Source organism: Phytobacter diazotrophicus, assembly GCF_052061655.1.
In the GTDB taxonomy this organism is placed as follows: Bacteria; Pseudomonadota; Gammaproteobacteria; order Enterobacterales; family Enterobacteriaceae; genus Phytobacter; species Phytobacter diazotrophicus.
On the sequence record NZ_CM125428.1, the window covers coordinates 5074439 to 5096083 of the forward strand.

Below are 21645 nucleotides of genomic sequence, written 5' to 3' on the forward strand. Positions count from 1 at the left end.
CTTGCACTGCGGCAGCCGTAGCTGCCGCACAGGGAAGACTTAGTGACGTACGCCGTCGTCGTCTTCATCCTCGTATTCATCTTCGTCGCCGTCTTCGTCTTCACCGTTCGGGTCTTCGTAGTAGGTGCCCCAACCGTCATATTCGACATCAAATTTCTCGGCCAGGTTAATCAGTTGTTCCACCTGCGCGTCAATCAGCTCGGCTTTCAGGGCGGATTCGCTCAGAATGTCGCAGCAAATCACGACTTCGCCCTCTTCCAGCTCCAGCTCTTCCGGCTCGGTCACTTCGTAACCCAGTTTAAACGCTTCGACGGCCACTTTTTCCAGCGTCTCGAAGTCATCTGCCGACAGGTGATGCTCAATGGTGTAGAGCGCATCAGGATCGCTGCCATCTTCCAGCAATTCTTCAATAATCAGACGCGTCTCTTCGCGCTGTTCTTCCAGGTGTTCCGGGTTCGCCATGGCTCATTCCTCATAATGTGGCAGATAGAGATATTGTCACATACCGTTGGCAATGCCTCCACTCCTGGCGGAAAAGATTTATTCATTTGGCTTGCAAATGAATATTCATACATATAAATTGAATTTTAATTCAATAAGTGGCTTTAGCCAGGTGAGGGAACCATGTCGTCGTTTTACCAGAAACATTTTTTGAAATTGCTCGATTTTACCCCTGCTGAAATCAACGCTCTGCTGCAACTCGCCGCCAAACTGAAAGCCGATAAGAAAAACGGCAAAGAAGAACAAAAGCTTACCGGCAAAAACATCGCGCTCATCTTCGAAAAAGACTCAACTCGCACCCGGTGCTCTTTCGAAGTTGCCGCATTTGACCAGGGCGCTCGCGTCACCTGGATCGGCCCAAGCGGCAGTCAGATTGGGCATAAAGAATCAATTAAGGATACTGCACGCGTGCTCGGCAGAATGTACGACGGTATTCAGTATCGCGGTTATGGCCAGGAGATCGTCGAAACCCTGGCGCAGTTTGCCGGTGTTCCGGTGTGGAACGGCCTGACCAATGAGTTTCACCCGACGCAACTGCTGGCAGACCTGTTGACCATGCAAGAGCACCTGCCGGGCAAAGCGTTTAATGAAATGACGCTGGTTTATGCAGGCGACGCGCGTAACAATATGGGCAACTCCATGCTGGAAGCAGCGGCGATGACCGGGCTGGATTTACGCCTCGTCGCCCCGACAGCCTGCTGGCCGGAAGCCAGTCTGGTAGCGAAGTGTAAAGCGCTGGCGGAGAAAAACGGTGGCAATATTACACTGACCGAAGATATCGCCGCAGGGGTGAAAGGGGCAGACTTTATCTACACCGACGTGTGGGTATCGATGGGCGAGGCGAAAGAGAAGTGGGCCGAGCGCATTAACCTGCTGCGTCCATATCAGGTGAATAGCCAGATGCTAACGCTGACCGGTAACCCGGATGTGAAGTTCCTGCACTGCCTGCCTGCATTCCATGACGACCAGACGACGCTTGGCAAGAAGATGGCGGAAGAGTTCGGTCTGCACGGCGGAATGGAAGTGACCGACGAGGTATTTGAATCGACGGCCAGTATTGTGTTTGATCAGGCGGAAAACCGCATGCACACCATCAAAGCGGTGATGGTCGCGACCCTGGCTCAGTAATCATTTCCACGGCGCGCAACGCATCCGGGGAAATTACCCGCATGTCAAAAATTGAATTTATACCGCTCGGCAACGATAAGCTGCTCGCCATAGTGAATAGGCTGGTAGTCGGCATCCAGAATCAGCGTCTTCATTAAAAACAGCGGCTCTCCGAGCGGCTGTTCCAGCAATGTTGCCGTCTCGCCGTGGGCGCGCACCATCTCCACGGTGGTCTCCCCGGCATGGGTCGGGCGGATCGCGTACTTTTCGCGTAAAAGCTGATACAACGAACCGCTCAGATCTTCCTGCTGTAAAAAACCAAATCGCTTGAGTGAGTAGTAGTTATTCTCCAGCATCAAAGGATGGTCCCCCGCGCGACGCAGGCGTTGAATATAGAGCAGCGAGTCGTCGTCAGTTAAGCGCAGCGCTTCGCGAACATGGTGATAATCGTCGAGGATCGCGGTACGCAGCACCTTGCTGGCGGTAGTCAGATGGCTACTGTCACAGGCATCGGTAAAGCTCAGCAGATGCACCACTTTACGTTCAATCTTCGGCAGACAAACAAAGGTACCCTTTCCCTGTTTCTTAACCAGATAGCCTTCGTCCACCAGCTCTTTAATAGCGTTACGCACCGTCACACGGCTAATGTCATACAGCTCACTCAGCTCAACTTCGGTGGGTATTTTCGCCCCTTCCGCAAGTTTACCGGAGGAGATATCGCTGAGGATTTTGTCCTTCAACTGTCTGTATAGCGGGACAGCGGTATGCTGTTGCAGTCCATTACTCAACATCGCGTTTTCACCAACAGGGCCAATGATTTGAACCCGGATTATAGTCGATGCGCGCACGGCAAACTATGCCGGCGCGCATAGCGCGGTTAAACCCAGGCGGAGATGGCCGCAAAAATGGCGCTGGTGATCCACAGCAGCGGAAACAGGCGCATAATCACCCGTAGCCACTGACCAAACCCTACGCGCGCAATCGACAACCCAGCCAACAGCACACCGCCGGTGGGCGAAATAAGGTTGGTCAGCCCGTTACCAAATTGATAGGCCATCACCATCGCCTCTTTATTGATATTAACCAGATCGCCCAGCGGTGCGAGCACCGGCATGGTTAACGCCGCTTCCCCCGAAGAGGACGGCACGAAGAAGGTGATGATGTTGTGGCTCACCAGCATCAGCGTCGTAAAAGCATACTGCGGCAAACCATCCAGCATTTCCGACAGGCCATACAGCAGGGTGTCGATGATTTTGCCGTTTTCCGCCACCACCAGAATGCCGCGCGCCAGGCCGATAACGACCGCAGCATAGACAAACTCTTTGCAGCCATCGACAAAGCTTTCCGCCACATCGCTCACAGACATTCTGCTGACGATACCGGCAAACAGCCCCAGCGCTAAAAAGACGGTACCAATCTCCACCATATACCAGCCACGGGTGATGAGCCCCCAGGAGATGACCGCCAGCGCGAGTACAAAGGCGATGATGATCAACCGGTCACTCAGCGAAAAGTGTACCGTTCCTGTCTGCTCTCCCATAAACAGCGTGCGGTTCTGGCAGTCGCTTTCATACGACGGTGATTTGCTCGGGTCACGCTTCACACGATGGGCGTACCACATGGTGAAGATAATCGACATCGCGGTAAAAACCACCCAGGCAATGGCGCGCAGCCAGAGCTGTGGGTTGCCCTGAATACCGGCAACGCCCTGGGCGATAAGCACGGAAAAGGGGTTGGTCATCGCGCCGACGTAGCCAATCTGCGTCCCCAGAAATAAGATCAAAATGGCGGTGAGGGAGTCATAGCCCAGTGCGAACATCAGTGAAATGAAGATGGCATAGAGCGGAATGACCTCTTCGCTCATGCCGAAAGTCGCACCGCCCAGGCTAAACAGCGTCATCGACAGTGGAATCACCAGAATCCCTTTGCCTGCCAGCCGCTGCGCCAGCGCAAGCAGGCCGCGCTCAATGGCGCCGGTCCGCATAATAATGCCAAACGCGCCGCCGACTATCAGCACAAAGGCGATCACATCGGCTGCTTTAATGATGCCTTCTATGGGAGCGGCAAGAATGGCCGAAAGCCCCTGTCGTAAGTCACCATCAACGGTGACTTTTTCAAGTACATGATAAGAGCCGGGCACCACCAGGCTTTTGGTCTCGCCACCCGGTAAAGTGACCGCGTGATAGTCAAAGCTGCCGCTGGGGATGCACCACGTTAAAACGGCAACCACAACAATGATAAAAAAGATCAGAGCGTAGCAGTGGGGTACGGCCCATTTTATTGTTGGAATACGCATAATCTGCCTCGGTAAGAATTCGCTTTATCGCCTGTCATCACGTCGTCTGTGCGCGTGAAGGCGGGCGTCTATAAAACATCGTGTGTTGTACGGCCATCCATCAGGGTCAGCACCACTCGCGCGTTACGCACTTCATCATCGGCACAGGTGAGCAGGTTGCGGTCGAACACGGCAATATCCGCGCGCTTACCCACGGCCAGACTTCCGGTCTGTGCCCCCATGCCATGCTGAACGGCGGCGTTGATGGTCCAGGCTTTCAGAAGCTGTGTTCGCGTCATTCCGTGTTCGCGATGCCACCCTTCTGGTGGCGAACCATCGGCAAAATGGCGACAGCAGGCCGCATAGATCGCATCGGGAATACTGGGGATAAACAGCGGCAAATCGGTGCCGATGGTCACCAGAACCCCGGCATTAAACAGCGCGGCATAGTTAAAGAACTGCCTCTCCCTGGCTTCGCCTCCGCGCTCACGCATATAGGCGTCAGACGCGCTCTGATTAAGCAGCAGTATCTGCGCGTAGATCTCAGCAGAAAGGCCCAGTGCGGCAAGACGTGGGATATCGTCCGGATGCGGGCACTCGAGATCGCTTAAGGCGTGATGGCGCACTCGGGGAGGATTGGCGCGGTGACATTCAGCGAAAATATCGATGCAATGACGTATGGCGGCATCCCCTTCGGCGTTCAGGCAGCAATTAAACCCAAGCCGGTCGGCTTCCAGCACCTGTTGGCGCAATAGCGCGTAATCCCCCGGTTTTTCGTTATGCGTGTGCGGTCGGTCGGTATAAGGCTGCAACATGTCGCCGGTGTAATCGGCAATCACACCATCCACCATAAATTTAAAGCCATGAAAACGCAGCCGGTCAGAGTGAAAACGGTCACGCGCCTGGCGGGCAAAAGTAAAATTAGCGGCGCTGGTCACTGGCTCACTGACCAGGCTGACGCGCAGTGACAGCGCATCATTCGCCTCAAGCCCGGCCCAGGCGTCCAGCAGCGCGGGGGCATCATCAAAACAGACATCTTTAATTGCCGTTATACCGCGCGTCGCCAGCATCGCCATAAAGGCGCGTAACTCTTCTTTTACCTGCCCCGCGTCGTTAAGCATTTCTGTAAGCAGATGTACACGTGCCTCCGCGCTACAGTCGTCAGGCGTGAACCCGTAGCGAGCGATCGCTGCCTGATTCATCCAGCAGTGGCTCTTGTCACTATTAATCGCGACCACCGGGCGATGGGGAAAAGCGTCGTCAAGTTCTGCACTGGCAGGTAACGCTCCCCACTGCGCCGCAGACCAGCCCCACGCGTACAGGCTTTTTCCGGCAGGCAGACCCTGCTCCGCTTTTTTGAGCAGCGATAGTGCCGCCGAGCTAGTGTTCGTGGCGCGAAGATCTACGCCGCGATGCATGCTCATATACCCCGTAAAAAAAGTGTGATTATCACAAAAACCAGGACAAATTAGCCGCTCGCCAAGATCGCGAAAATGGGTAGTGGGGCCGCGCCACGGGCTAATATCTTCATCGTTTGCAAGTATCGCTGAAATAACGCCGTGGCTTATAACAATATATCCAGAAAATAATTCATCGCTGTCGGCAGTAAATATATTATCCGACCGCAGAATAAGATCGGCAGTATGATATTCAGGCATAACTCTTTCCTTATTGGGGAAAAAGCGCAAAACCGCGCCCTTCCCCTCAAAAAATGAGCGAAATAAAAACCTATTTAGATAGCGTTATTTAATAGCGAACACCGTAGCCGAAAGCCCCCTCTTTGAGGCAGATTTTCGCCGAAAATAATGCGGCTTGCTTAAGGCTTGCAGGAATCGCTTCTTCATCCGGGGTATTTGTCTGTGCAAGATAATGGCACAGGAAGGCAGTAATAAACGCGTCGCCTGCCCCCATCGTATCCACAGGCGTGACATATTCCGGAGCCTGTTGATACCACTGTTTGCCATCAAACAGAATTGCCCCTTCGCTGCCACGCGTGGCACAGACAATCCGACTGCCGCTATTGTGTGCCTGCTGAATAATGTCTCGCGTCTGCTCAAGGCTGTAATCAGCGCAGGAGAAAAAGGCAAAATCGACATACTGGCAAAGCGGCAACGCCTCTTCGAGTACAAAATCATCCGAGAAGTCATACGAGACGGGCACACCCAGTTGCTGTAATGCCGGAAGCTGTTCTTCCATATAGCTATAACAACCGCTGTGAATGAGAGTATATTCCCGCAGATAGTCCGTATGATGGAAAATAAAATCCATTGAGGTTGTTTTACGAATACCTCCGGCATTTGATCCGAGAAATATTCGCTCGCCATCTTCTATTTTAAGCTGCGCACAACCATTCTCCCCGGAGACATATAAACAGTGCGGATGTCTGACACCCAGTTCGTCCAGTACGGAAATAACATGTTTTGCCGCGCTGTCATTGCCAAAAATACCCAGATACGCCGCTTCATGGCCCAGCATAGAGGCATAAGCTGCAAAATTAAGCGCATTGCCGCCTGGGTACATCGTACGAATATGGGCATATTGATCGACGACATTATCGCCAACGCCTATGACTTTCATCATGCTCTCCTTAATACGCGACTTGTCCCATATAGCGACGTGTTTCCAGCGGGTGTTGACGAATATCCGCCAGCGCCGAACGATATTCACACATAATGCTGTAGAACAGCACCGGGTTAAAGAACTCCACGACGCGCGGGGGGAGTACGCCAATACCCAGCTCTTTTGCATCAACCACTTCCACTTTTTCTGCGTAGGTGGAAAGGAAAGCGTTAGCCCGCTCATCCATCACGCGGGTGCGACCTTCGTTCATCAGTAAGATAAACGGCGTCTCTTTATCGGTCACTTCAAACGGCCCGTGGAAATATTCGCCGGAGTGAATGGGCGCGGCGTGCAGCCACTGCATCTCCATTAACGAACAGATGGCGAAGCCGTAAGCATGGCCATAGGACGCTCCGCTGGAAAGGATATAAAACAATTTTTCGTCCTGATAACGACGGGCAAAGCGCTGGCAGCGGTCAGCCACCTGTTGACGCGCTTTTGCAATAACACCGTTGATTTGTTCCATGCCCTGCTGAAAATCCGCATAAGCCGCATACCCTTCCACCTGATTGAGTACCTCGACGCACAGGCTGAGGATAATCGCCATCGGGTTATCAACGACATTGGTATCGTTGCCCCAGGCATACAGAATGTTATGGTTGGCGTGCTGAATAAGCTTCGCCTGTTCGTTGTGGGTCAGGGTCACGGTTTGCGCCTGATGCGCACGCGCCAGTTTTGCCGCCGCGACCGATTCCGGCGTATTGCCGCCGTGCGAACAGACAATGACCAGTGAGTTTTCACTGAGGGTTTTCGGGGTGGCATAAACAAACTCATTCGCGGTGTACATGCCCACATGCAGCGTGGTGGCTTCGCTGTCGAAGAAGTATTTTGCCGGATACATATCCACCAGCGAACCGCCACATGCCACCAGAAACACCTGGCGAATCCCGCCACTGTCTTTAACATTGCCCGCCAGTTTTTCAATAATTTCTTTGATATTCATAACGTTGAAAATCTCCACATAAGTTAGACGCAGGGATATTGAATTCGGGATAACATTAATACGTTATAATACGTATTAATGAGATCGCCATCATGTTTTCGTTATGCGATGTGGTAAGGGGAAGCCAGGGAGGGAGAGTGGGAAGTCAGATTCGTTGGGTGCGCTGTTCGTGTAGCTCTGAAAAGGGGTGAGGAATCCCCACAAAAATGCGAGCACGAACGGTCCCCGCTCCTCTTTGGGGAGAGGGTTGGGGTGAGGGGAATATGCGGCTCAGGAGGAGGGTTCCGTTCACCTTATGTTCATGGCGAAATGTCACCTCCGGACACGTGAACGGGTAAAGGGGAACACCGCGTTCCCCTTTACAATCCCCGCAAAGAAATCGGTGCTTCGCACTGCGATCGCTCCCCTCGCCCCGCTGGGATGAGGGGAAACGGGTAGCGCGAGTCAGGCTACTAAAACCTTCACAACCACTTTACGCACCTGCGCGGGCGCGCCCACGGCACACAGCGGTTTATGGACTTCGCCTGGGTAGAACACCACAAAGTCCCCTTCGCTCAGCACCACTGTTTTTTCCTGGCCGCCTTCCGGCAGGAACGCGATATCTTTATCTGCCAGCCAGTCGGTGTCCGGCGCACCTGCGGGCAGCGTACTGAATGTCATCCCTTCCTGACCTTTAAGCACAATCTGGATATCCAGATAACGGGCGTGATATTCCGCGCGGCGCTCGGCAAACGGCTGAGTCATGTCTTCAGAAACGAGATAAAACAGGTTGTTACCGTCAATATCATGCTTCCCGGTCGGGGTGGCATCCGTCACGTGGGCTTTGACGTGTTCAATGGCCTGGCGCAGTTCTTCCGGCAACCAGCTTTGTAAGTGGTGAATGTTGCCAACGATCATAGCTATCTCCTCAAGATAAAACATCGTTTCATTTTTAGCTTTTATACGGAAAAATGGCGATGCTCACCACCCCTTTTTACCGAAGAGTTGCGCTTGCGCATGTTTATTCCACCGGATTGTCACTACGACTATTCACACGCATTAAAAGTAATTACTTATTTAGTAAATATGCATTTATATGCAAATAAACCGATTGCCTGACGCAAATGTTGCATTAATCGCTTGAAACCGAAAAGTAGCTGAGTATAATCGCGGACAATTTGCCGGGAGGAAGCATGGTCCAGTGTGTTCGACATAATGTCCCTGGGCGTCTGAAAAAGGACGCAGGCCTGCCGTTTTTCTTCCCGTTGCCCACCCCATTCCATAGCCCCTCTATTGAGGGGCTTTTTTTTGCGCAGTCGTCAGGAGATAAACATGGCTAACCCGCTATATCAAAAACATATCATTTCCATAAACGATCTCAGCCGCGAAGAACTTGAACTGGTGCTGAATACTGCCGCCCGGCTGAAAGCCAACCCGCAGCCGGAGTTACTCAGGCACAAAGTGATCGCCAGTTGCTTCTTTGAAGCCTCAACGCGTACCCGCCTGTCGTTTGAGACCTCCATGCATCGCCTGGGGGCGAGCGTGGTGGGCTTTTCTGACAGCAGCAACACCTCGCTCGGCAAGAAGGGCGAAACGCTGGCGGATACGATTTCAGTTATCAGCACCTATGTGGACGCGATCGTGATGCGCCACCCACAGGAAGGCGCCGCCCGTCTGGCGACCGAATTTTCCGGCGGCATTCCTGTTCTGAACGCGGGCGACGGTGCTAACCAGCATCCGACTCAGACCCTGCTGGATCTGTTCACCATTCAGGAAACCCAGGGCCGCCTGGAGAACCTCAACATCGCGATGGTCGGTGACCTGAAATATGGCCGCACCGTGCACTCGCTGGCGCAGGCGCTGGCGAAGTTCAACGGCAACCGTTTCTACTTTATCGCCCCGGATGCGCTGGCCATGCCGCAGTACATTCTCGACATGCTCGATGAGAAAGGGCTGGCGTGGAGCATTCACGCCAGCATCGAAGAGGTGATGGCTGAGGTCGATATTCTGTATATGACCCGCGTGCAGAAAGAGCGTCTGGATCCATCAGAATATGCCAACGTCAAAGCCCAGTTCATCCTGCGCGCCAGCGACCTTATCGGCGCACGCAGCAACATGAAAGTACTGCACCCGCTGCCACGCGTTGATGAGATCACTACCGACGTGGATAAAACACCGCACGCCTGGTATTTCCAGCAGGCCGGTAACGGCATCTTTGCGCGCCAGGCGCTGCTGGCACTGGTTCTGAATAGTGATTTGGTTCTGTAGGAGGAAGCGACAATGACACACGACAATAAACTCCAGGTTGAAGCGATCAATCGCGGTACGGTGATTGACCATATTCCGGCACAGGTAGGTTTTAAGCTGCTGACGCTATTCAAGCTGACGGAAACTGAGCAGCGTATCACTATCGGTCTGAACCTGCCGTCAGGCGAAATGGGTCGCAAGGATCTGATCAAAATCGAGAATACTTTCCTGACGGATGAGCAGGTTAACCAACTGGCGCTGTATGCCCCGCAGGCGACGGTAAACCGCATCGACAACTATGAAGTGGTGAGCAAGTCTCATCCGAATCTGCCGGATCGCATCGACAGCGTGCTGGTCTGCCCGAACAGCAACTGTATCAGCCATGCTGAACCGGTCGCCTCCAGCTTCGCGGTGAAGAAACGCCCACACGATATCGCCCTGAAATGCAAATACTGTGAAAAAGAGTTTTCGCATTCTGTGGTACTGGCAGGGTAATTGATGCAAGGGTGTACTCAAGTCAGTGACTGGGGCGAACAAACCTGGCCAACAAGCATGCAACTTGAAGTATGACGGGTATAATGAGCCCCGACCTTATTACCGCTGTAATTCAGGAGAAATCATGAGCAAAACTATCGCGACGGAAAATGCACCAGCAGCAATCGGCCCTTATGTTCAGGGTGTTGATCTCGGCAGCATGATCATCACCTCCGGTCAGATCCCGGTTGATCCGAAAACCGGTAGCGTACCGGACGACGTTTCTGCCCAGGCGCGTCAGTCGCTGGAAAATGTGAAAGCTATCGTGGAAGCCGCAGGCCTTAAAGTGGGCGATATCGTGAAAACGACGGTGTTTGTGAAAGATCTGAACGACTTCGCTACCGTTAACGCGACCTACGAAGCATTCTTTACCGAGCACAACGCCACCTTCCCGGCGCGTTCGTGCGTAGAAGTGGCGCGTCTGCCGAAAGATGTGAAAATCGAGATTGAAGCCATCGCATTACGCCGTTAAGGCTTTCCTGGATAAGGCGCAAATGCTTTATCCGGGCACCACGTAGCCCCGGTCAGCGGCAGCGCCACCGGGGATCTCCCCCACACATGCCTTAAAGTGACTCATCTGCCAAAGGCGGTAAAAATCGCGATTGAAGCCATCGTGGTACGCCGCTAATCTCGCTGAATACATATTGATAGCCGCCATGGAGGGGTGATCATGGCAAAAGTACGTTTCACTGAGGAACAGATTGCTGATTTTCTTCAACAATCCAAAAATGGGGTTCCCAACAACGTATTGTGCGAGAAATTTGGATTCAGCCCGAGCACGCTTCGACGCTGGCAAGAATTACATGCCCAACGGATACGCGGTGAGTTAAAACAAGCAGAAAAAACCGCGTCCTACATCTTTCTGGGCTTCTTGATTTCGACTTTACTGCTCGCTTTTATTTTCTCAAAACCCGTTGCCAGTTGGGTCATTCCCTTTGTCTTACTTTACTGCCTGCGTTACATCCGCCGCTATCGCGCGCTATCTGCAGAACATATCAAGGAAGGAGATACCTCCCTCGCACGTTCAGGCCCAGGAGCGGATAATGTCTTTTATCAGTTAAGCTGGTGCCTGATTATTCTTTTCTTCTGCTCACTGGGGTATCTGTTCGTGCACCTGATCTTGAGATAATCGACCTGAACAAAACGGCTTCAGGTCGATTATTACAACAATTTACTGCCAGCCATACCGGCGGCTGTAGAACCCCTTCATCATCTGTGTCAGCGTCATGTATCCGGCAAGGATCGCAATCAGCCACGGGAAGTAAGAGAGCGGCAATGCCTGCAGTTGCAGATAGCTTGCCAACGGCGAGAACGGCAGCGCGATACCCACCAGAATCACCATCAGCGTCATCATGATCAGCGGCCAGGCAGCGCGGCTTTGAATAAAGGGCACGCGCCGAGTACGGATCATATGCACTATCAGCGTCTGTGACAGTAGCCCTTCCACAAACCAGCCCGACTGGAACAGGGTCTGCGCTTCCGGCACATTCGCCTTAAACACCCACCACATGACGCAGAAGGTCAGAATGTCAAAAATGGAGCTGATCGGGCCGAAGAAGATCATAAAACGACCGAGATCGGCAGGATTCCAGCGCTGCGGTTGACGAATCTGCTCGTCATCAACGTTATCAAACGGGATCGCCACCTGGGATACATCATAAAGCAGGTTCTGAATCAGCAAGTGCAACGGCAACATGGGCAGGAATGGCAGGAAGGCGCTCGCCACCAACACGCTGAACACGTTACCAAAGTTAGAGCTGGCAGTCATTTTGATGTATTTCAGCATGTTAGCGAAGGTTTTACGCCCTTCAATAACCCCCTCTTCCAGCACCATCAGGCTTTTTTCCAGCAGGATGATATCGGCCGCTTCACGGGCAATATCCACCGCGCCATCCACGGAAATGCCAATGTCTGCCGCGCGCAGCGCTGGCGCGTCGTTGATGCCGTCACCCATAAAGCCCACCACGTGCCCTTCACGACGCAGCACGGTCACAATCCGTTCTTTGTGCATCGGCGTCAGACGGGCAAACAACGTGGTACGTTTTGCCAGCGCCGCCAGTTCGTCATCACCCAGATGCTCAATCTGGTTGCCCGTCACCACCTCGCCGACATCCAACCCCACCTCCAGGCAGACTTTCGCCGCTACCAGCTCGCTGTCGCCGGTCAAAATTTTCACCGTCACACCGTTGGCTTTCAGCGCTTTCAGCGCTGGTGCCGTGGTCTCTTTCGGCGGATCGAGGAACGCAATGTAGCCTTCCAGAATCAGGTCGGATTCGTCCACACGATGGTAATCGCCGCTGCGTGCCGGGAGATATTTCGTTGCCACCGCCACCACCCGCAGCCCCTGGCGGTTCTGTGTTTCGGTGACGCGCTGAATACGGCGCAGCATGGTTTCATCCAGCGGCACGATATCGCCGTTGTAACGCACCTGGCTGCAGACGTTGAGGATCTCCTGCAACGCCCCTTTGCAAATCAACTGGTGGGCATCCGCGTTTTCGGCGACCACCACCGACATGCGACGACGCTCGAAATCAAACGGGATCTCGTCAATTTTCTGCCAGCGGGTCGAAAGTGTCCGGGCCGCTTCTGCTTCCACCCCTTCCAGCACCGCCGTATCGAGCAGATTTTTCAACCCGGTCTGGTAGTGGCTGTTCAACCAGGCACAGTGCAACACCCGTTCGCTGACTTTACCGGCGATATCCGTGTGATTTTCCAGCACGATTTTATCCTGCGTTAACGTACCGGTTTTATCGGTACACAGGATGTCCATAGCGCCAAAGTTTTGAATCGCATCCAGATGCTTGACGATCACTTTCTGTTTTGACAGTTTCACCGCGCCGCGTGCCAGCGTAGAGGTGACGATCATCGGCAGCATTTCCGGCGTCAGCCCCACGGCAACCGAGAGCGAAAATAGCGCCGCTTCCCACCAGTCACCTTTGGTGAAGCCGTTGATCAGCAGCACCACCGGCGTCATCACCATCATAAAGCGGATAAGCAGCATGCTGACGCGGCCAATGCCTTTCTGGAACGCATTCGGCTCGCTCTCTTGTTCACTCACCCGCCCGGCCAGTTGCCCAAACCAGGTGTTGCCGCCCGTGGCGATAACTATCGCCTGCGCCGTGCCGCTCACCACGTTGGTCCCCATAAAACAGAGGGTGTCGCTTTCCAGCGGGTTGGTCTGATCCGCTGCACGGGTTTTTGCCACTTTTTCTACCGGCAGGGATTCACCGGTCAGCGACGCTTGCGCCACGAACAGGTCGCGCGCCTGCACCACACGCAGGTCAGCCGGGATCATATCTCCCGCCGCCAGCTTCACGATGTCCCCCGGTACCAGTTGGTCGAGCGGGATCTCCATCCAACGGGTTTCCCCCTGCTCATTGGCTACACGCAGCACCGTTGCAGTATTGCTCACCATTGCTTTCAGCGCATCCGCCGCTTTGGTGGAACGCGCTTCCTGAATAAAGTTCAGGAAGGTCGATATAGCGACCATCAGCGCAATCACCCCGGCGGCAAACAGATCTTCCGACGCGTAGGAGAAAATGCCCAGACAGGTCAGCAGCAGGTTAAACGGGTTGCGATAGCAGGACCACAGATGCGCCCACCAGGGCACCGGGCGCTGACCGGGGATCTGGTTAACGCCGTGTTTTTCCCGCGCGTCCTGCACCTCTTTTTCATTCAGCCCTTCCGGATGGCTGTTGAGCTGTTGCCACAGTTCGGCGAGTTCCATCGTCGACAGCGCCAGGCAGCGATCGCTCAGCGAAGCCGGAACCTCGACGTGTTGAATATTAGCGGCGTCAGGCAGCGGGTCACGCTGAACGAGACGGCGAGGTAAGTGGCGGTTAAGCCGGGCCAGGAGTCGGGTGATATTTTTGAACATAGTAGTCATCCTTGCCCCCGCATCACGCGGGTGCCACTACACGTCATCCTTCGCGATGTCGCTTTGTTGGCTAGACATATCACGAATGATGTTGTGCATTGCCGCAGGCACGGGACATCCGCGCCAGCAGGCGTTTTCAGTTATGCAGGGACGTTTTGCGTCGCTGCCTTACGTTTCCGGTAAGGCAGCAAAGGCGGGCTTACCGGAAAGAGTGTCTCCGTCGCGGGAGAGGTGCGGGATCAGGGTCCATAAAACCTCCGGTAAGGGTGAAAAGGGGACGATTTCAAGCGTCGTTATTATAACTCCGGTGAATTAAACCGAACGTAAACCAGACTTTACCCATTGTCGTTTGGTTGAGTACTCACCAAACTTTCTTTATTCTGCTATCCGCCCAGAAGAGGAACAGGACAGGACGCATGCAAAACCGGCTGACGATCAAAGACATTGCGCGTTTAAGTGGCGTTGGGAAATCAACGGTGTCTCGCGTGCTGAATAATGAAAGCGGTGTAAGCGAACGTACCCGCGAACGCGTGGAAGCGGTGGTCAATCAACACGGTTTTTCACCTTCCCGTTCCGCACGCGCCATGCGCGGTCAGAGCGATAAAGTGGTGGCCATCATTGTCTCCCGTCTCGATTCTCTTTCTGAAAACCTGGCCGTTCAGACCATGCTCCCCACCTTCTATGAACAGGGTTATGACCCGATCATGATGGAAAGTCAGTTCTCGCCGGACCTGGTCGAAGAACATCTGCATATGCTACGCCGCCGCAATATTGATGGCGTGGTGCTGTTTGGCTTTACCGGCGTCACGGAGAAGTTGTTATCCTCGTGGCGCGCCTCGCTGGTCCTGCTGGCGCGGGATGCCAAAGGGTTCGCCTCCGTCTGCTATGACGACGAAGGAGCCATAAATCTGCTGATGCAGAATCTCTATGATCAAGGCCATCGCCACATCAGTTTTATTGGCGTACCGCACAGCGATATCACCACGGGCAAGCGTCGCCACGAGGCCTATATGGCGTTTTGCGAGCGCCATCAACTCATCCCCAATTTCATTTTGCCGGGTCTCGCGATGAAACACGGCTACGATAACGTCGGCAGCGTGCTGACGCCCGACACAAGCGCCCTGCTCTGTGCAACGGACACACTTGCCCTGGGAGCCAGCAAATATTTGCAGGAACAGCGCATTGATAACCTGCAACTGGCGAGCGTGGGGAATACACCGTTGATGAAATTTCTCCACCCGGAGATCGTCACCGTTGATCCCGGCTATGCCGAAGCAGGCCGCCAGGCCGCGGCGCAACTGATCGATCAGGTCAATGGCCGCACCGATCCACGTCAAATAGTGATCCCCGCCCACCTCGCCTGAGTCCCCCTCCCGCACGGTTTATTGTGATCTTCGCTTGGTTTCGGGAACGTTCCCATTTTCAGTTATTGAGCCAATGGATATGCTTGCGCACATTCATCAGCAGTCATTATTTCTCTCAGTGGGGCATCACGATGAGCAAAGTCAGACAAGAGGATCTCGCCAGGCTTATTGAACTGGTCGGCGGACGTGAAAACATCGCTACGGTGAGTCATTGCATCACCCGCCTGCGTTTTGTCCTGAACGCACCGGACAAAGCCGACCCAAAAACCATCGAAACGCTGCCGATGGTCAAAGGCTGCTTTACCAACGCCGGGCAGTTTCAGGTTGTTATTGGTACCGACGTGGGCGACTGGTATCAGGCACTCATCAGTGCCATCGGCCAGGCCTCTGCCGATAAAGAACAGATCAAACGTGCGGCGCGCCAGAACATGAAATGGCACGAACAGTTGATCTCACACTTTGCCGAGATCTTCTTCCCCCTGCTGCCTGCGTTGATTAGCGGTGGTTTGATCCTTGGCTTCCGTAACGTCATTGGCGATCTGCCGATGAGTAACGGCCAGACGCTGGCGCAAATGTACCCCGGCCTCAAAACCGTCTACGACTTTCTGTGGCTGATTGGCGAGGCGATTTTCTTCTATCTGCCGGTGGGCATCTGCTGGTCGGCGGTGCGTAAAATGGGCGGCACGCCGATCCTTGGGATCGTGCTGGGCGTGACCCTCGTCTCCCCACAACTGATGAATGCTTACCTGCTCGGCTCCCAGGTGCCGGAAGTCTGGAATTTCGGGCTGTTTAGCATCGCCAAAGTGGGTTATCAGGCACAGGTTATTCCTGCCCTGCTAGCCGGTCTGGCGCTCGGGCTCATTGAAACGCGCCTTAAAAAATGGGTGCCGGATTACCTCTATCTGGTGGTCGTGCCGGTCTGTTCCCTGCTGCTGGCGGTGTTCCTCGCTCATGCCTTTATTGGCCCGTTCGGCCGCATGATCGGCGATGGCGTGGCCTTCGCCGTACGCCACCTGATGACCGGCAGCTTTGCGCCCATTGGCGCGGCGCTGTTTGGCTTCCTCTATGCGCCGCTGGTCATCACCGGTGTGCACCAGACGACGCTGGCTATCGACATGCAGATGATTCAGAGCATGGGCGGCACCCCGGTGTGGCCACTGATTGCGCTCTCTAACATTGCTCAGGCATCAGCGGTAACCGGGATCATTATTGTCAGCCGTAAACAGAACGAACGTGAAATCTCCGTCCCGGCGGCCATTGCGGCTTATCTCGGCGTGACCGAACCGGCAATGTACGGCATCAACCTGAAATACCGCTTCCCGATGCTCTGCGCGATGGTCGGCTCTGGTCTTGCCGGGCTGCTGTGTGGCCTGAACGGCGTGCTGGCAAATGGCATCGGTGTCGGCGGCCTGCCGGGCATCCTCTCCATTCAGCCCTCTTTCTGGCAGGTGTTCGCACTGGCGATGGCCGTCGCGATTATCGTTCCGATGGCGCTGACCTCGGTGGTTTACCAGCGTAAGTTCCGCCAGGGCACGCTGCAGATTGTGTAACTTTTTTGGGGCGCGATTGCGCCCCTTCGCTTTAACCAGGAAATCACTATGAATACCCTTCCTCACTGGTGGCAGAACGGTGTTATCTACCAGATCTATCCGAAGAGTTTCCAGGACACGACCGGCAGCGGCACGGGCGATTTACGCGGCGTGATCATGCGCCTCGATTACCTGAAAACCCTCGGCGTAGACGCCATCTGGCTGACGCCGTTTTATATCTCACCGCAGGTGGATAACGGCTACGACGTAGCCAATTACACCGCAATCGACCCGCTCTACGGTACGCTGGAAGACTTTGATGAGCTGGTCGCTCAGGCCAAAGCGCGCGGCATTCGCCTGGTGCTGGATATGGTGCTTAATCACACCTCCACCCAGCACGCCTGGTTTCGTGAGTCTCAGGATCCCGCCAGCCCGTACCGCAGTTTTTATATCTGGCGCGATGGCACACCAGATGAAGTGCCCAATAACTGGCGCTCGAAGTTTGGCGGCAACGCCTGGCGCTGGCACGCGGCAAGCGAGCAGTACTATCTGCATCTCTTTGCGCCGGAGCAGGCGGATCTGAACTGGGAAAACCCGGCGGTACGCGCGGAGCTTAAAAAGGTCTGCGAATTCTGGGCCGATCGCGGTGTCGACGGTTTACGCCTGGATGTGGTCAATCTGATCTCCAAAGATCAGGATTTCCCGGACGATCATGACGGTGATGGCCGTCGTTTTTATACGGACGGGCCGCGTGCCCATGAATTCTTGCAGGAGATGAGCCGGGATGTTTTCCAGCCGCGTAATCTGATGACGGTAGGCGAAATGTCATCAACCTCGCTGGAACATTGCCAGCAATATGCCGCGCTGGACGGACGCGAACTGTCGATGACGTTCAACTTCCACCATCTGAAAGTGGATTATCCCGGCGGTAAAAAGTGGGAGCTGGCGCGCCCGGATTTCGTGGCGTTGAAATCGCTGTTCAACCACTGGCAGCAGGGCATGCATAAAGTGGCGTGGAACGCGTTGTTCTGGTGTAACCACGACCAGCCGCGCATTGTGTCGCGCTTTGGTGATGAAGGCGAGCTGCGCGTGCCGTCCGCCAAAATGCTGGCGATGGTGCTGCACGGTATGCAAGGGACGCCCTATATCTACCAGGGTGAAGAGATTGGGATGACCAACCCGCATTTTACGCGAATCACCGATTATCGGGACGTGGAAAGCCACAATATGTTTGCCGAATTGCGGGCCAGCGGGCGTGATGCCGACGAGCTGTTGGCGATTCTGGCCAGTAAATCCCGCGATAACGGCCGCACGCCAATGCAGTGGTCGGGCGAGAAGCATGCCGGATTCACAACCGGTGAACCCTGGATTGGCCTGTGTGATAACCGCGACGAAATTAACGCGCAGGCGGCGATGAACGATCCGGATTCGGTGTTTTATACCTATCTGCGTCTGATCGCCTTGCGTAAAGAGCAGCCGATTCTGACCTGGGGCGATTATGAGGATTTGCTGCCCACGCACCCATGGTTGTGGTGTTATCGCCGTCAGTGGCTGGGGCAGACGCTGGTGGTGGCGGCAAACCTGAGCCGTGAATGTCAGCAGTGGCAACCTAAAGAGATGCCAGGGCAGTGGCAGCCGATCATGAGTAATTACGCCGAAATTTCCCCGGCGCCCGGTGAGATGACGCTGCGTCCGTTTGAAGCGGTATGGTGGCTGCAATCCGACGACTGACCTGGCCCCGGATGCGGCGCTAGCGCCTTATCCGGGCTACCCGCCCGTAGCCCCGGTTAGCGTAGCGACACCGGGGAACAACCCCGGATGGCAGCGCAGCCGCCTTATCCGGCATCACGCCCGTAGCCCCGGTTAGCGTAGCGACACCGGGGAACAACCCCGGATGGCAGCGCAGCCGCCTTATCCGGCACCACGCCCGTAGCCCCGGTTAGCGTAGCGACACCGGGGAGTATGTTATCTCCGCGAGTCCTATTACCTTACTGTTTTTGTTGAATAATTAATCAGATTTTTCCTGACAGAATTTACAAAGCCGCCAGTGCCCGCCGTTTGTACTCTCCCTTTTTTACTTTGTCCTGAATCAAAAAAATCGCAAACTTGTTTGATGCAAATCACTATATATAGAACTTAGAATGCACGCCGACCCAACATATTGTATTAATCGTCTATTATTCCAACAAAGCAACGGCATCGACGCTGGCCGGAATTGTGGATAACAAGGGTCAGGATTCGGGGAACTCACTGTCGCAACAACACTTACCTCCAGTGAATAATTCCTCACCTCTGTGGATAACCTGTTTTTAATATGGAGTGATCATGACACCGCATGTGATGAAACGAGACGGCAAGAAAGTGCCGTTCAAATCAGAGCGCATCAAAGAAGCCATTCTGCGTGCAGCTAAAGCAGCGGGAGTCGATGACGCGGACTATTGCGCCACCGTCGCAGAAATTGTCAGTCAGCAGATGCAAAACCGTTCACAGGTCGACATCAACGAAATCCAGACCGCTGTCGAAAACCAGCTCATGTCCGGTTCCCACAAGCAGCTCGCGCGTGCCTATATTGAATATCGCCACGATCGTGATATCGCGCGTGAAAAACGGGGCCGCCTGAACCAGGAAATTCGCGGGCTGGTGGAACAGACTAACTCCGCACTGCTGAACGAAAACGCAAACAAAGACAGTAAAGTCATTCCGACCCAGCGCGACCTGCTGGCCGGCATCGTTGCCAAACACTATGCCCGTCAGCACCTGTTGCCGCGCGATGTGGTACTGGCGCATGAGCGTGGTGAAATCCATTACCACGATCTCGACTACTCGCCGTTCTTCCCGATGTTCAACTGCATGCTGATCGACCTGAAAGGCATGCTGACCCACGGCTTTAAAATGGGCAACGCGGAAATTGAGCCGCCGAAATCCATCTCTACCGCAACCGCAGTGACCGCGCAAATTATCGCGCAGGTCGCCAGCCACATTTACGGCGGTACCACCATCAACCGTATCGACGAAGTGCTGGCGCCGTTTGTTACTGCAAGCTTTGCCAAACACCGTAAGGTCGCCGACGAATGGCAAATTCCGGATGCCGATGGCTACGCACACAGCCGCACGGAAAAAGAGTGTTACGACGCCTTCCAGTCACTGGAATATGAAGTCAATACGCTGCATACCGCCAACGGCCAGACCCCGTTCGTCACCTTCGGCTTTGGTCTTGGCACCAGTTGGGAATCGCGTCTGATTCAGCAGTCGATTCTGCGTAACCGCATCGCAGGTCTTGGTAAAAACCGTAAAACCGCCGTGTTCCCGAAGCTGGTGTTCGCCATTAAAGATGGCCTGAACCATAAGTTTGATGACCCGAACTACGACATCAAACAACTGGCGCTGGAGTGCGCGAGCAAACGCATGTACCCGGATATCCTCAACTACGATCAGGTCGTGAAAGTGACCGGCTCGTTTAAAACCCCGATGGGCTGCCGCAGCTTCCTCGGCGTGTACGAAGAGAACGGCGAACAGATTCACGACGGGCGTAACAACCTGGGCGTCATCAGCCTGAACCTGCCGCGCATCGCGCTGGAAGCCAAAGGCAACGAAGCCGCGTTCTGGAAACTGCTGGATGAACGTCTGGTGCTGGCGCGTAAGGCGCTGATGACCCGTATCGCCCGTCTGGAGGGAGTGAAAGCGCGTGTGGCACCGATCCTCTATATGGAAGGGGCCTGCGGCGTGCGTCTGAAAGCGGACGACGACGTCTCTGAAATTTTCAAAAACGGCCGTGCGTCTATCTCGCTTGGCTTTATCGGCATCCACGAAACCATCAACGCGCTGTTCGGCAAAGAGCACATGTTCGACAGTGAAACGCTGCGTGCCAAAGGCGTGGCGATTGTAGAGCGTCTGCGCCAGGCGGTGGATCAATGGAAAGAAGAGACCGGCTACGGCTTTAGCCTCTACAGCACCCCGAGTGAAAACCTGTGTGACCGTTTCTGCCGTCTGGATACCGCTGAGTTTGGCGTGGTGGATGGGGTGACGGATAAAGGTTATTACACCAACAGCTTCCATCTCGATGTCGAGAAGAAGGTAAACCCATACGACAAGATTGATTTCGAAGCGCCATATCCACCGCTCGCCAGCGGGGGGTTCATTTGCTACGGCGAGTACCCGAATATTCAGCACAACCTGCGTGCGCTGGAAGATGTCTGGGATTACAGCTATCAGCATGTGCCCTATTACGGGACCAATACGCCGATTGATGAGTGCTACGAGTGTGGATTTACCGGCGAGTTCGAGTGTACCAGCAAAGGCTTCACCTGCCCGAAATGCGGCAACCACGATGCAGCACGAGTATCGGTGACCCGCCGCGTGTGCGGTTATCTCGGTAGTCCGGATGCCCGTCCGTTTAACGCCGGGAAGCAGGAAGAAGTGAAACGCCGCGTTAAGCATCTTGGGAATGGGCAGATAGGTTAAGTTTTTTACCGACCTCTCCCCCTCACCCTAACCCTCTCCCTCAAGGGAGAGGGGACCGATCGAAAGCAACTTCAATTACTGTAACTTACCTGATCCGCGCTCTTCACAAAGCAATTGGCGTCAGGACAAGGCGGCAAACGCGCGAATCCCGGGGAGCTTACATAAGTAAGTGACCAGGGTGAGTGAGAGCAGCCAACGCAGTAATGGCG

The 21645-nt window shown here is 54.4% G+C and carries 20 protein-coding genes; 11 read left to right on the forward strand and 9 right to left on the reverse strand.

Features of this window, described 5'->3' with window-relative positions; translation table 11 throughout:
• Positions 1-39 precede the first annotated feature (39 nt).
• Complete coding sequence (rraB, locus tag ACS0RQ_RS24560; protein ID WP_039077721.1) at positions 40-462, reverse strand: ribonuclease E inhibitor RraB; 423 nt, start codon at positions 460-462, stop codon at positions 40-42.
• Positions 463-559: 97 nt separating this feature from the next.
• Between rraB and argL the strand changes: the two genes are divergently transcribed.
• Both argL and argF read left to right on the forward strand, forming a co-directional pair.
• Positions 560-655 (forward strand): putative translational regulatory protein ArgL, encoded by a 96-nt coding sequence (gene argL / locus ACS0RQ_RS24565; RefSeq protein WP_380081253.1) that lies wholly within the window; start codon positions 560-562, stop codon positions 653-655.
• Complete coding sequence (argF, locus tag ACS0RQ_RS24570; RefSeq protein ID WP_271848676.1) at positions 625-1629, forward strand: ornithine carbamoyltransferase; 1005 nt, start codon at positions 625-627, stop codon at positions 1627-1629. The genes argL and argF overlap by 31 nt, the downstream gene beginning before the upstream one ends.
• Positions 1630-1673: 44 nt before the next feature.
• On the opposite strand, the gene ACS0RQ_RS24575 is transcribed toward argF, so the two are convergent.
• From ACS0RQ_RS24575 to ACS0RQ_RS24600, 6 genes are all read right to left on the reverse strand, one after another.
• The gene (locus ACS0RQ_RS24575; RefSeq protein ID WP_271848675.1) at positions 1674-2399 is read right to left on the reverse strand and encodes a GntR family transcriptional regulator; all 726 of its coding nucleotides are present in this window, start codon (positions 2397-2399) and stop codon (positions 1674-1676) included.
• 86 nt (positions 2400-2485) lie between these two features.
• Positions 2486-3904: a YfcC family protein gene (locus ACS0RQ_RS24580; RefSeq protein ID WP_271848674.1), complete on the reverse strand. Its 1419-nt coding sequence runs from the start codon at positions 3902-3904 to the stop codon at positions 2486-2488.
• Positions 3905-3972: 68 nt separating this feature from the next.
• Positions 3973-5541, reverse strand: coding sequence for an amidohydrolase (locus ACS0RQ_RS24585; RefSeq protein ID WP_271848673.1), 1569 nt, complete (start codon positions 5539-5541; stop codon positions 3973-3975).
• Positions 5542-5629: 88 nt separating this feature from the next.
• The gene (locus ACS0RQ_RS24590) at positions 5630-6460 is read right to left on the reverse strand and encodes a fructoselysine 6-kinase (RefSeq protein WP_271848871.1); all 831 of its coding nucleotides are present in this window, start codon (positions 6458-6460) and stop codon (positions 5630-5632) included.
• Positions 6461-6470: 10 nt separating this feature from the next.
• Positions 6471-7445, reverse strand: coding sequence for an SIS domain-containing protein (locus ACS0RQ_RS24595; RefSeq protein WP_271848672.1), 975 nt, complete (start codon positions 7443-7445; stop codon positions 6471-6473).
• 444 nt (positions 7446-7889) lie between these two features.
• Positions 7890-8342: a YhcH/YjgK/YiaL family protein gene (locus ACS0RQ_RS24600; RefSeq protein ID WP_039077728.1), complete on the reverse strand. Its 453-nt coding sequence runs from the start codon at positions 8340-8342 to the stop codon at positions 7890-7892.
• 275 nt (positions 8343-8617) lie between these two features.
• Here ACS0RQ_RS24600 and pyrL point away from each other — a divergent pair, with 275 nt between their 5' ends.
• The 5 genes from pyrL to ACS0RQ_RS24625 all read left to right on the forward strand — a co-directional run bounded on the left by pyrL (position 8618) and on the right by ACS0RQ_RS24625 (position 11334).
• Positions 8618-8764 (forward strand): pyr operon leader peptide, encoded by a 147-nt coding sequence (pyrL, locus tag ACS0RQ_RS24605; protein ID WP_072039708.1) that lies wholly within the window; start codon positions 8618-8620, stop codon positions 8762-8764.
• Positions 8757-9692, forward strand: coding sequence for an aspartate carbamoyltransferase (gene pyrB / locus ACS0RQ_RS24610; RefSeq protein ID WP_271848671.1), 936 nt, complete (start codon positions 8757-8759; stop codon positions 9690-9692). Before pyrL ends, pyrB begins: the two co-directional genes overlap by 8 nt.
• Positions 9693-9704: 12 nt before the next feature.
• On the forward strand, positions 9705-10166 hold the full coding sequence (gene pyrI / locus ACS0RQ_RS24615) for an aspartate carbamoyltransferase regulatory subunit (RefSeq protein ID WP_039077731.1): 462 nt from the start codon (positions 9705-9707) through the stop codon (positions 10164-10166).
• Positions 10167-10290: 124 nt separating this feature from the next.
• Positions 10291-10677, forward strand: coding sequence for a 2-iminobutanoate/2-iminopropanoate deaminase (gene ridA, locus ACS0RQ_RS24620; RefSeq protein WP_271848670.1), 387 nt, complete (start codon positions 10291-10293; stop codon positions 10675-10677).
• 198 nt (positions 10678-10875) lie between these two features.
• Positions 10876-11334, forward strand: coding sequence for a transposase (locus ACS0RQ_RS24625; RefSeq protein ID WP_271848669.1), 459 nt, complete (start codon positions 10876-10878; stop codon positions 11332-11334).
• A 42-nt stretch (positions 11335-11376) separates the two neighbouring features.
• Here the strand turns inward: ACS0RQ_RS24625 and mgtA are convergent, their stop codons facing one another.
• Both mgtA and mgtL read right to left on the reverse strand, forming a co-directional pair.
• Positions 11377-14082 carry a magnesium-translocating P-type ATPase gene (mgtA, locus tag ACS0RQ_RS24630; protein ID WP_271848668.1) on the reverse strand — a complete coding sequence of 902 codons (2706 nt, stop codon included), beginning with the start codon at positions 14080-14082 and terminating at the stop codon, positions 11377-11379.
• A 199-nt stretch (positions 14083-14281) separates the two neighbouring features.
• The gene (gene mgtL, locus ACS0RQ_RS24635) at positions 14282-14332 is read right to left on the reverse strand and encodes a mgtA regulatory leader peptide MgtL (RefSeq protein WP_222557130.1); all 51 of its coding nucleotides are present in this window, start codon (positions 14330-14332) and stop codon (positions 14282-14284) included.
• Between the two features lie 166 nt (positions 14333-14498).
• On the opposite strand from mgtL, the gene treR reads away from it, so the two are divergent.
• From treR to nrdD, 4 genes are all read left to right on the forward strand, one after another.
• Entirely contained in the window at positions 14499-15446 is a 948-nt protein-coding gene (treR, locus tag ACS0RQ_RS24640; RefSeq protein WP_271848667.1) for a trehalose operon repressor TreR, read from the forward strand.
• 131 nt (positions 15447-15577) lie between these two features.
• The gene (gene treB / locus ACS0RQ_RS24645) at positions 15578-16996 is read left to right on the forward strand and encodes a PTS trehalose transporter subunit IIBC (RefSeq protein WP_071193507.1); all 1419 of its coding nucleotides are present in this window, start codon (positions 15578-15580) and stop codon (positions 16994-16996) included.
• Between the two features lie 48 nt (positions 16997-17044).
• A complete protein-coding gene (gene treC, locus ACS0RQ_RS24650; RefSeq protein WP_271848666.1) occupies positions 17045-18706 on the forward strand; it encodes an alpha,alpha-phosphotrehalase in 1662 nt (553 codons plus the stop codon).
• Between the two features lie 594 nt (positions 18707-19300).
• Entirely contained in the window at positions 19301-21436 is a 2136-nt protein-coding gene (gene nrdD, locus ACS0RQ_RS24655; RefSeq protein ID WP_071193505.1) for an anaerobic ribonucleoside-triphosphate reductase, read from the forward strand.
• Positions 21437-21645 lie beyond the last annotated feature (209 nt).

Coding starts and splice junctions, on each gene's coding strand:
- rraB (WP_039077721.1), bottom strand. CDS start 462: ATGGCGAACCCGGAACACCTGGAAGAACAGCGCGAAGAGACGCGTCTG.
- argL (WP_380081253.1), top strand. CDS start 560: ATGAATATTCATACATATAAATTGAATTTTAATTCAATAAGTGGCTTT.
- argF (WP_271848676.1), top strand. CDS start 625: ATGTCGTCGTTTTACCAGAAACATTTTTTGAAATTGCTCGATTTTACC.
- ACS0RQ_RS24575 (WP_271848675.1), bottom strand. CDS start 2,399: ATGTTGAGTAATGGACTGCAACAGCATACCGCTGTCCCGCTATACAGA.
- ACS0RQ_RS24580 (WP_271848674.1), bottom strand. CDS start 3,904: ATGCGTATTCCAACAATAAAATGGGCCGTACCCCACTGCTACGCTCTG.
- ACS0RQ_RS24585 (WP_271848673.1), bottom strand. CDS start 5,541: ATGCCTGAATATCATACTGCCGATCTTATTCTGCGGTCGGATAATATA.
- ACS0RQ_RS24590 (WP_271848871.1), bottom strand. CDS start 6,460: ATGAAAGTCATAGGCGTTGGCGATAATGTCGTCGATCAATATGCCCAT.
- ACS0RQ_RS24595 (WP_271848672.1), bottom strand. CDS start 7,445: ATGAATATCAAAGAAATTATTGAAAAACTGGCGGGCAATGTTAAAGAC.
- ACS0RQ_RS24600 (WP_039077728.1), bottom strand. CDS start 8,342: ATGATCGTTGGCAACATTCACCACTTACAAAGCTGGTTGCCGGAAGAA.
- pyrL (WP_072039708.1), top strand. CDS start 8,618: ATGGTCCAGTGTGTTCGACATAATGTCCCTGGGCGTCTGAAAAAGGAC.
- pyrB (WP_271848671.1), top strand. CDS start 8,757: ATGGCTAACCCGCTATATCAAAAACATATCATTTCCATAAACGATCTC.
- pyrI (WP_039077731.1), top strand. CDS start 9,705: ATGACACACGACAATAAACTCCAGGTTGAAGCGATCAATCGCGGTACG.
- ridA (WP_271848670.1), top strand. CDS start 10,291: ATGAGCAAAACTATCGCGACGGAAAATGCACCAGCAGCAATCGGCCCT.
- ACS0RQ_RS24625 (WP_271848669.1), top strand. CDS start 10,876: ATGGCAAAAGTACGTTTCACTGAGGAACAGATTGCTGATTTTCTTCAA.
- mgtA (WP_271848668.1), bottom strand. CDS start 14,082: ATGTTCAAAAATATCACCCGACTCCTGGCCCGGCTTAACCGCCACTTA.
- treR (WP_271848667.1), top strand. CDS start 14,499: ATGCAAAACCGGCTGACGATCAAAGACATTGCGCGTTTAAGTGGCGTT.
- treB (WP_071193507.1), top strand. CDS start 15,578: ATGAGCAAAGTCAGACAAGAGGATCTCGCCAGGCTTATTGAACTGGTC.
- treC (WP_271848666.1), top strand. CDS start 17,045: ATGAATACCCTTCCTCACTGGTGGCAGAACGGTGTTATCTACCAGATC.
- nrdD (WP_071193505.1), top strand. CDS start 19,301: ATGACACCGCATGTGATGAAACGAGACGGCAAGAAAGTGCCGTTCAAA.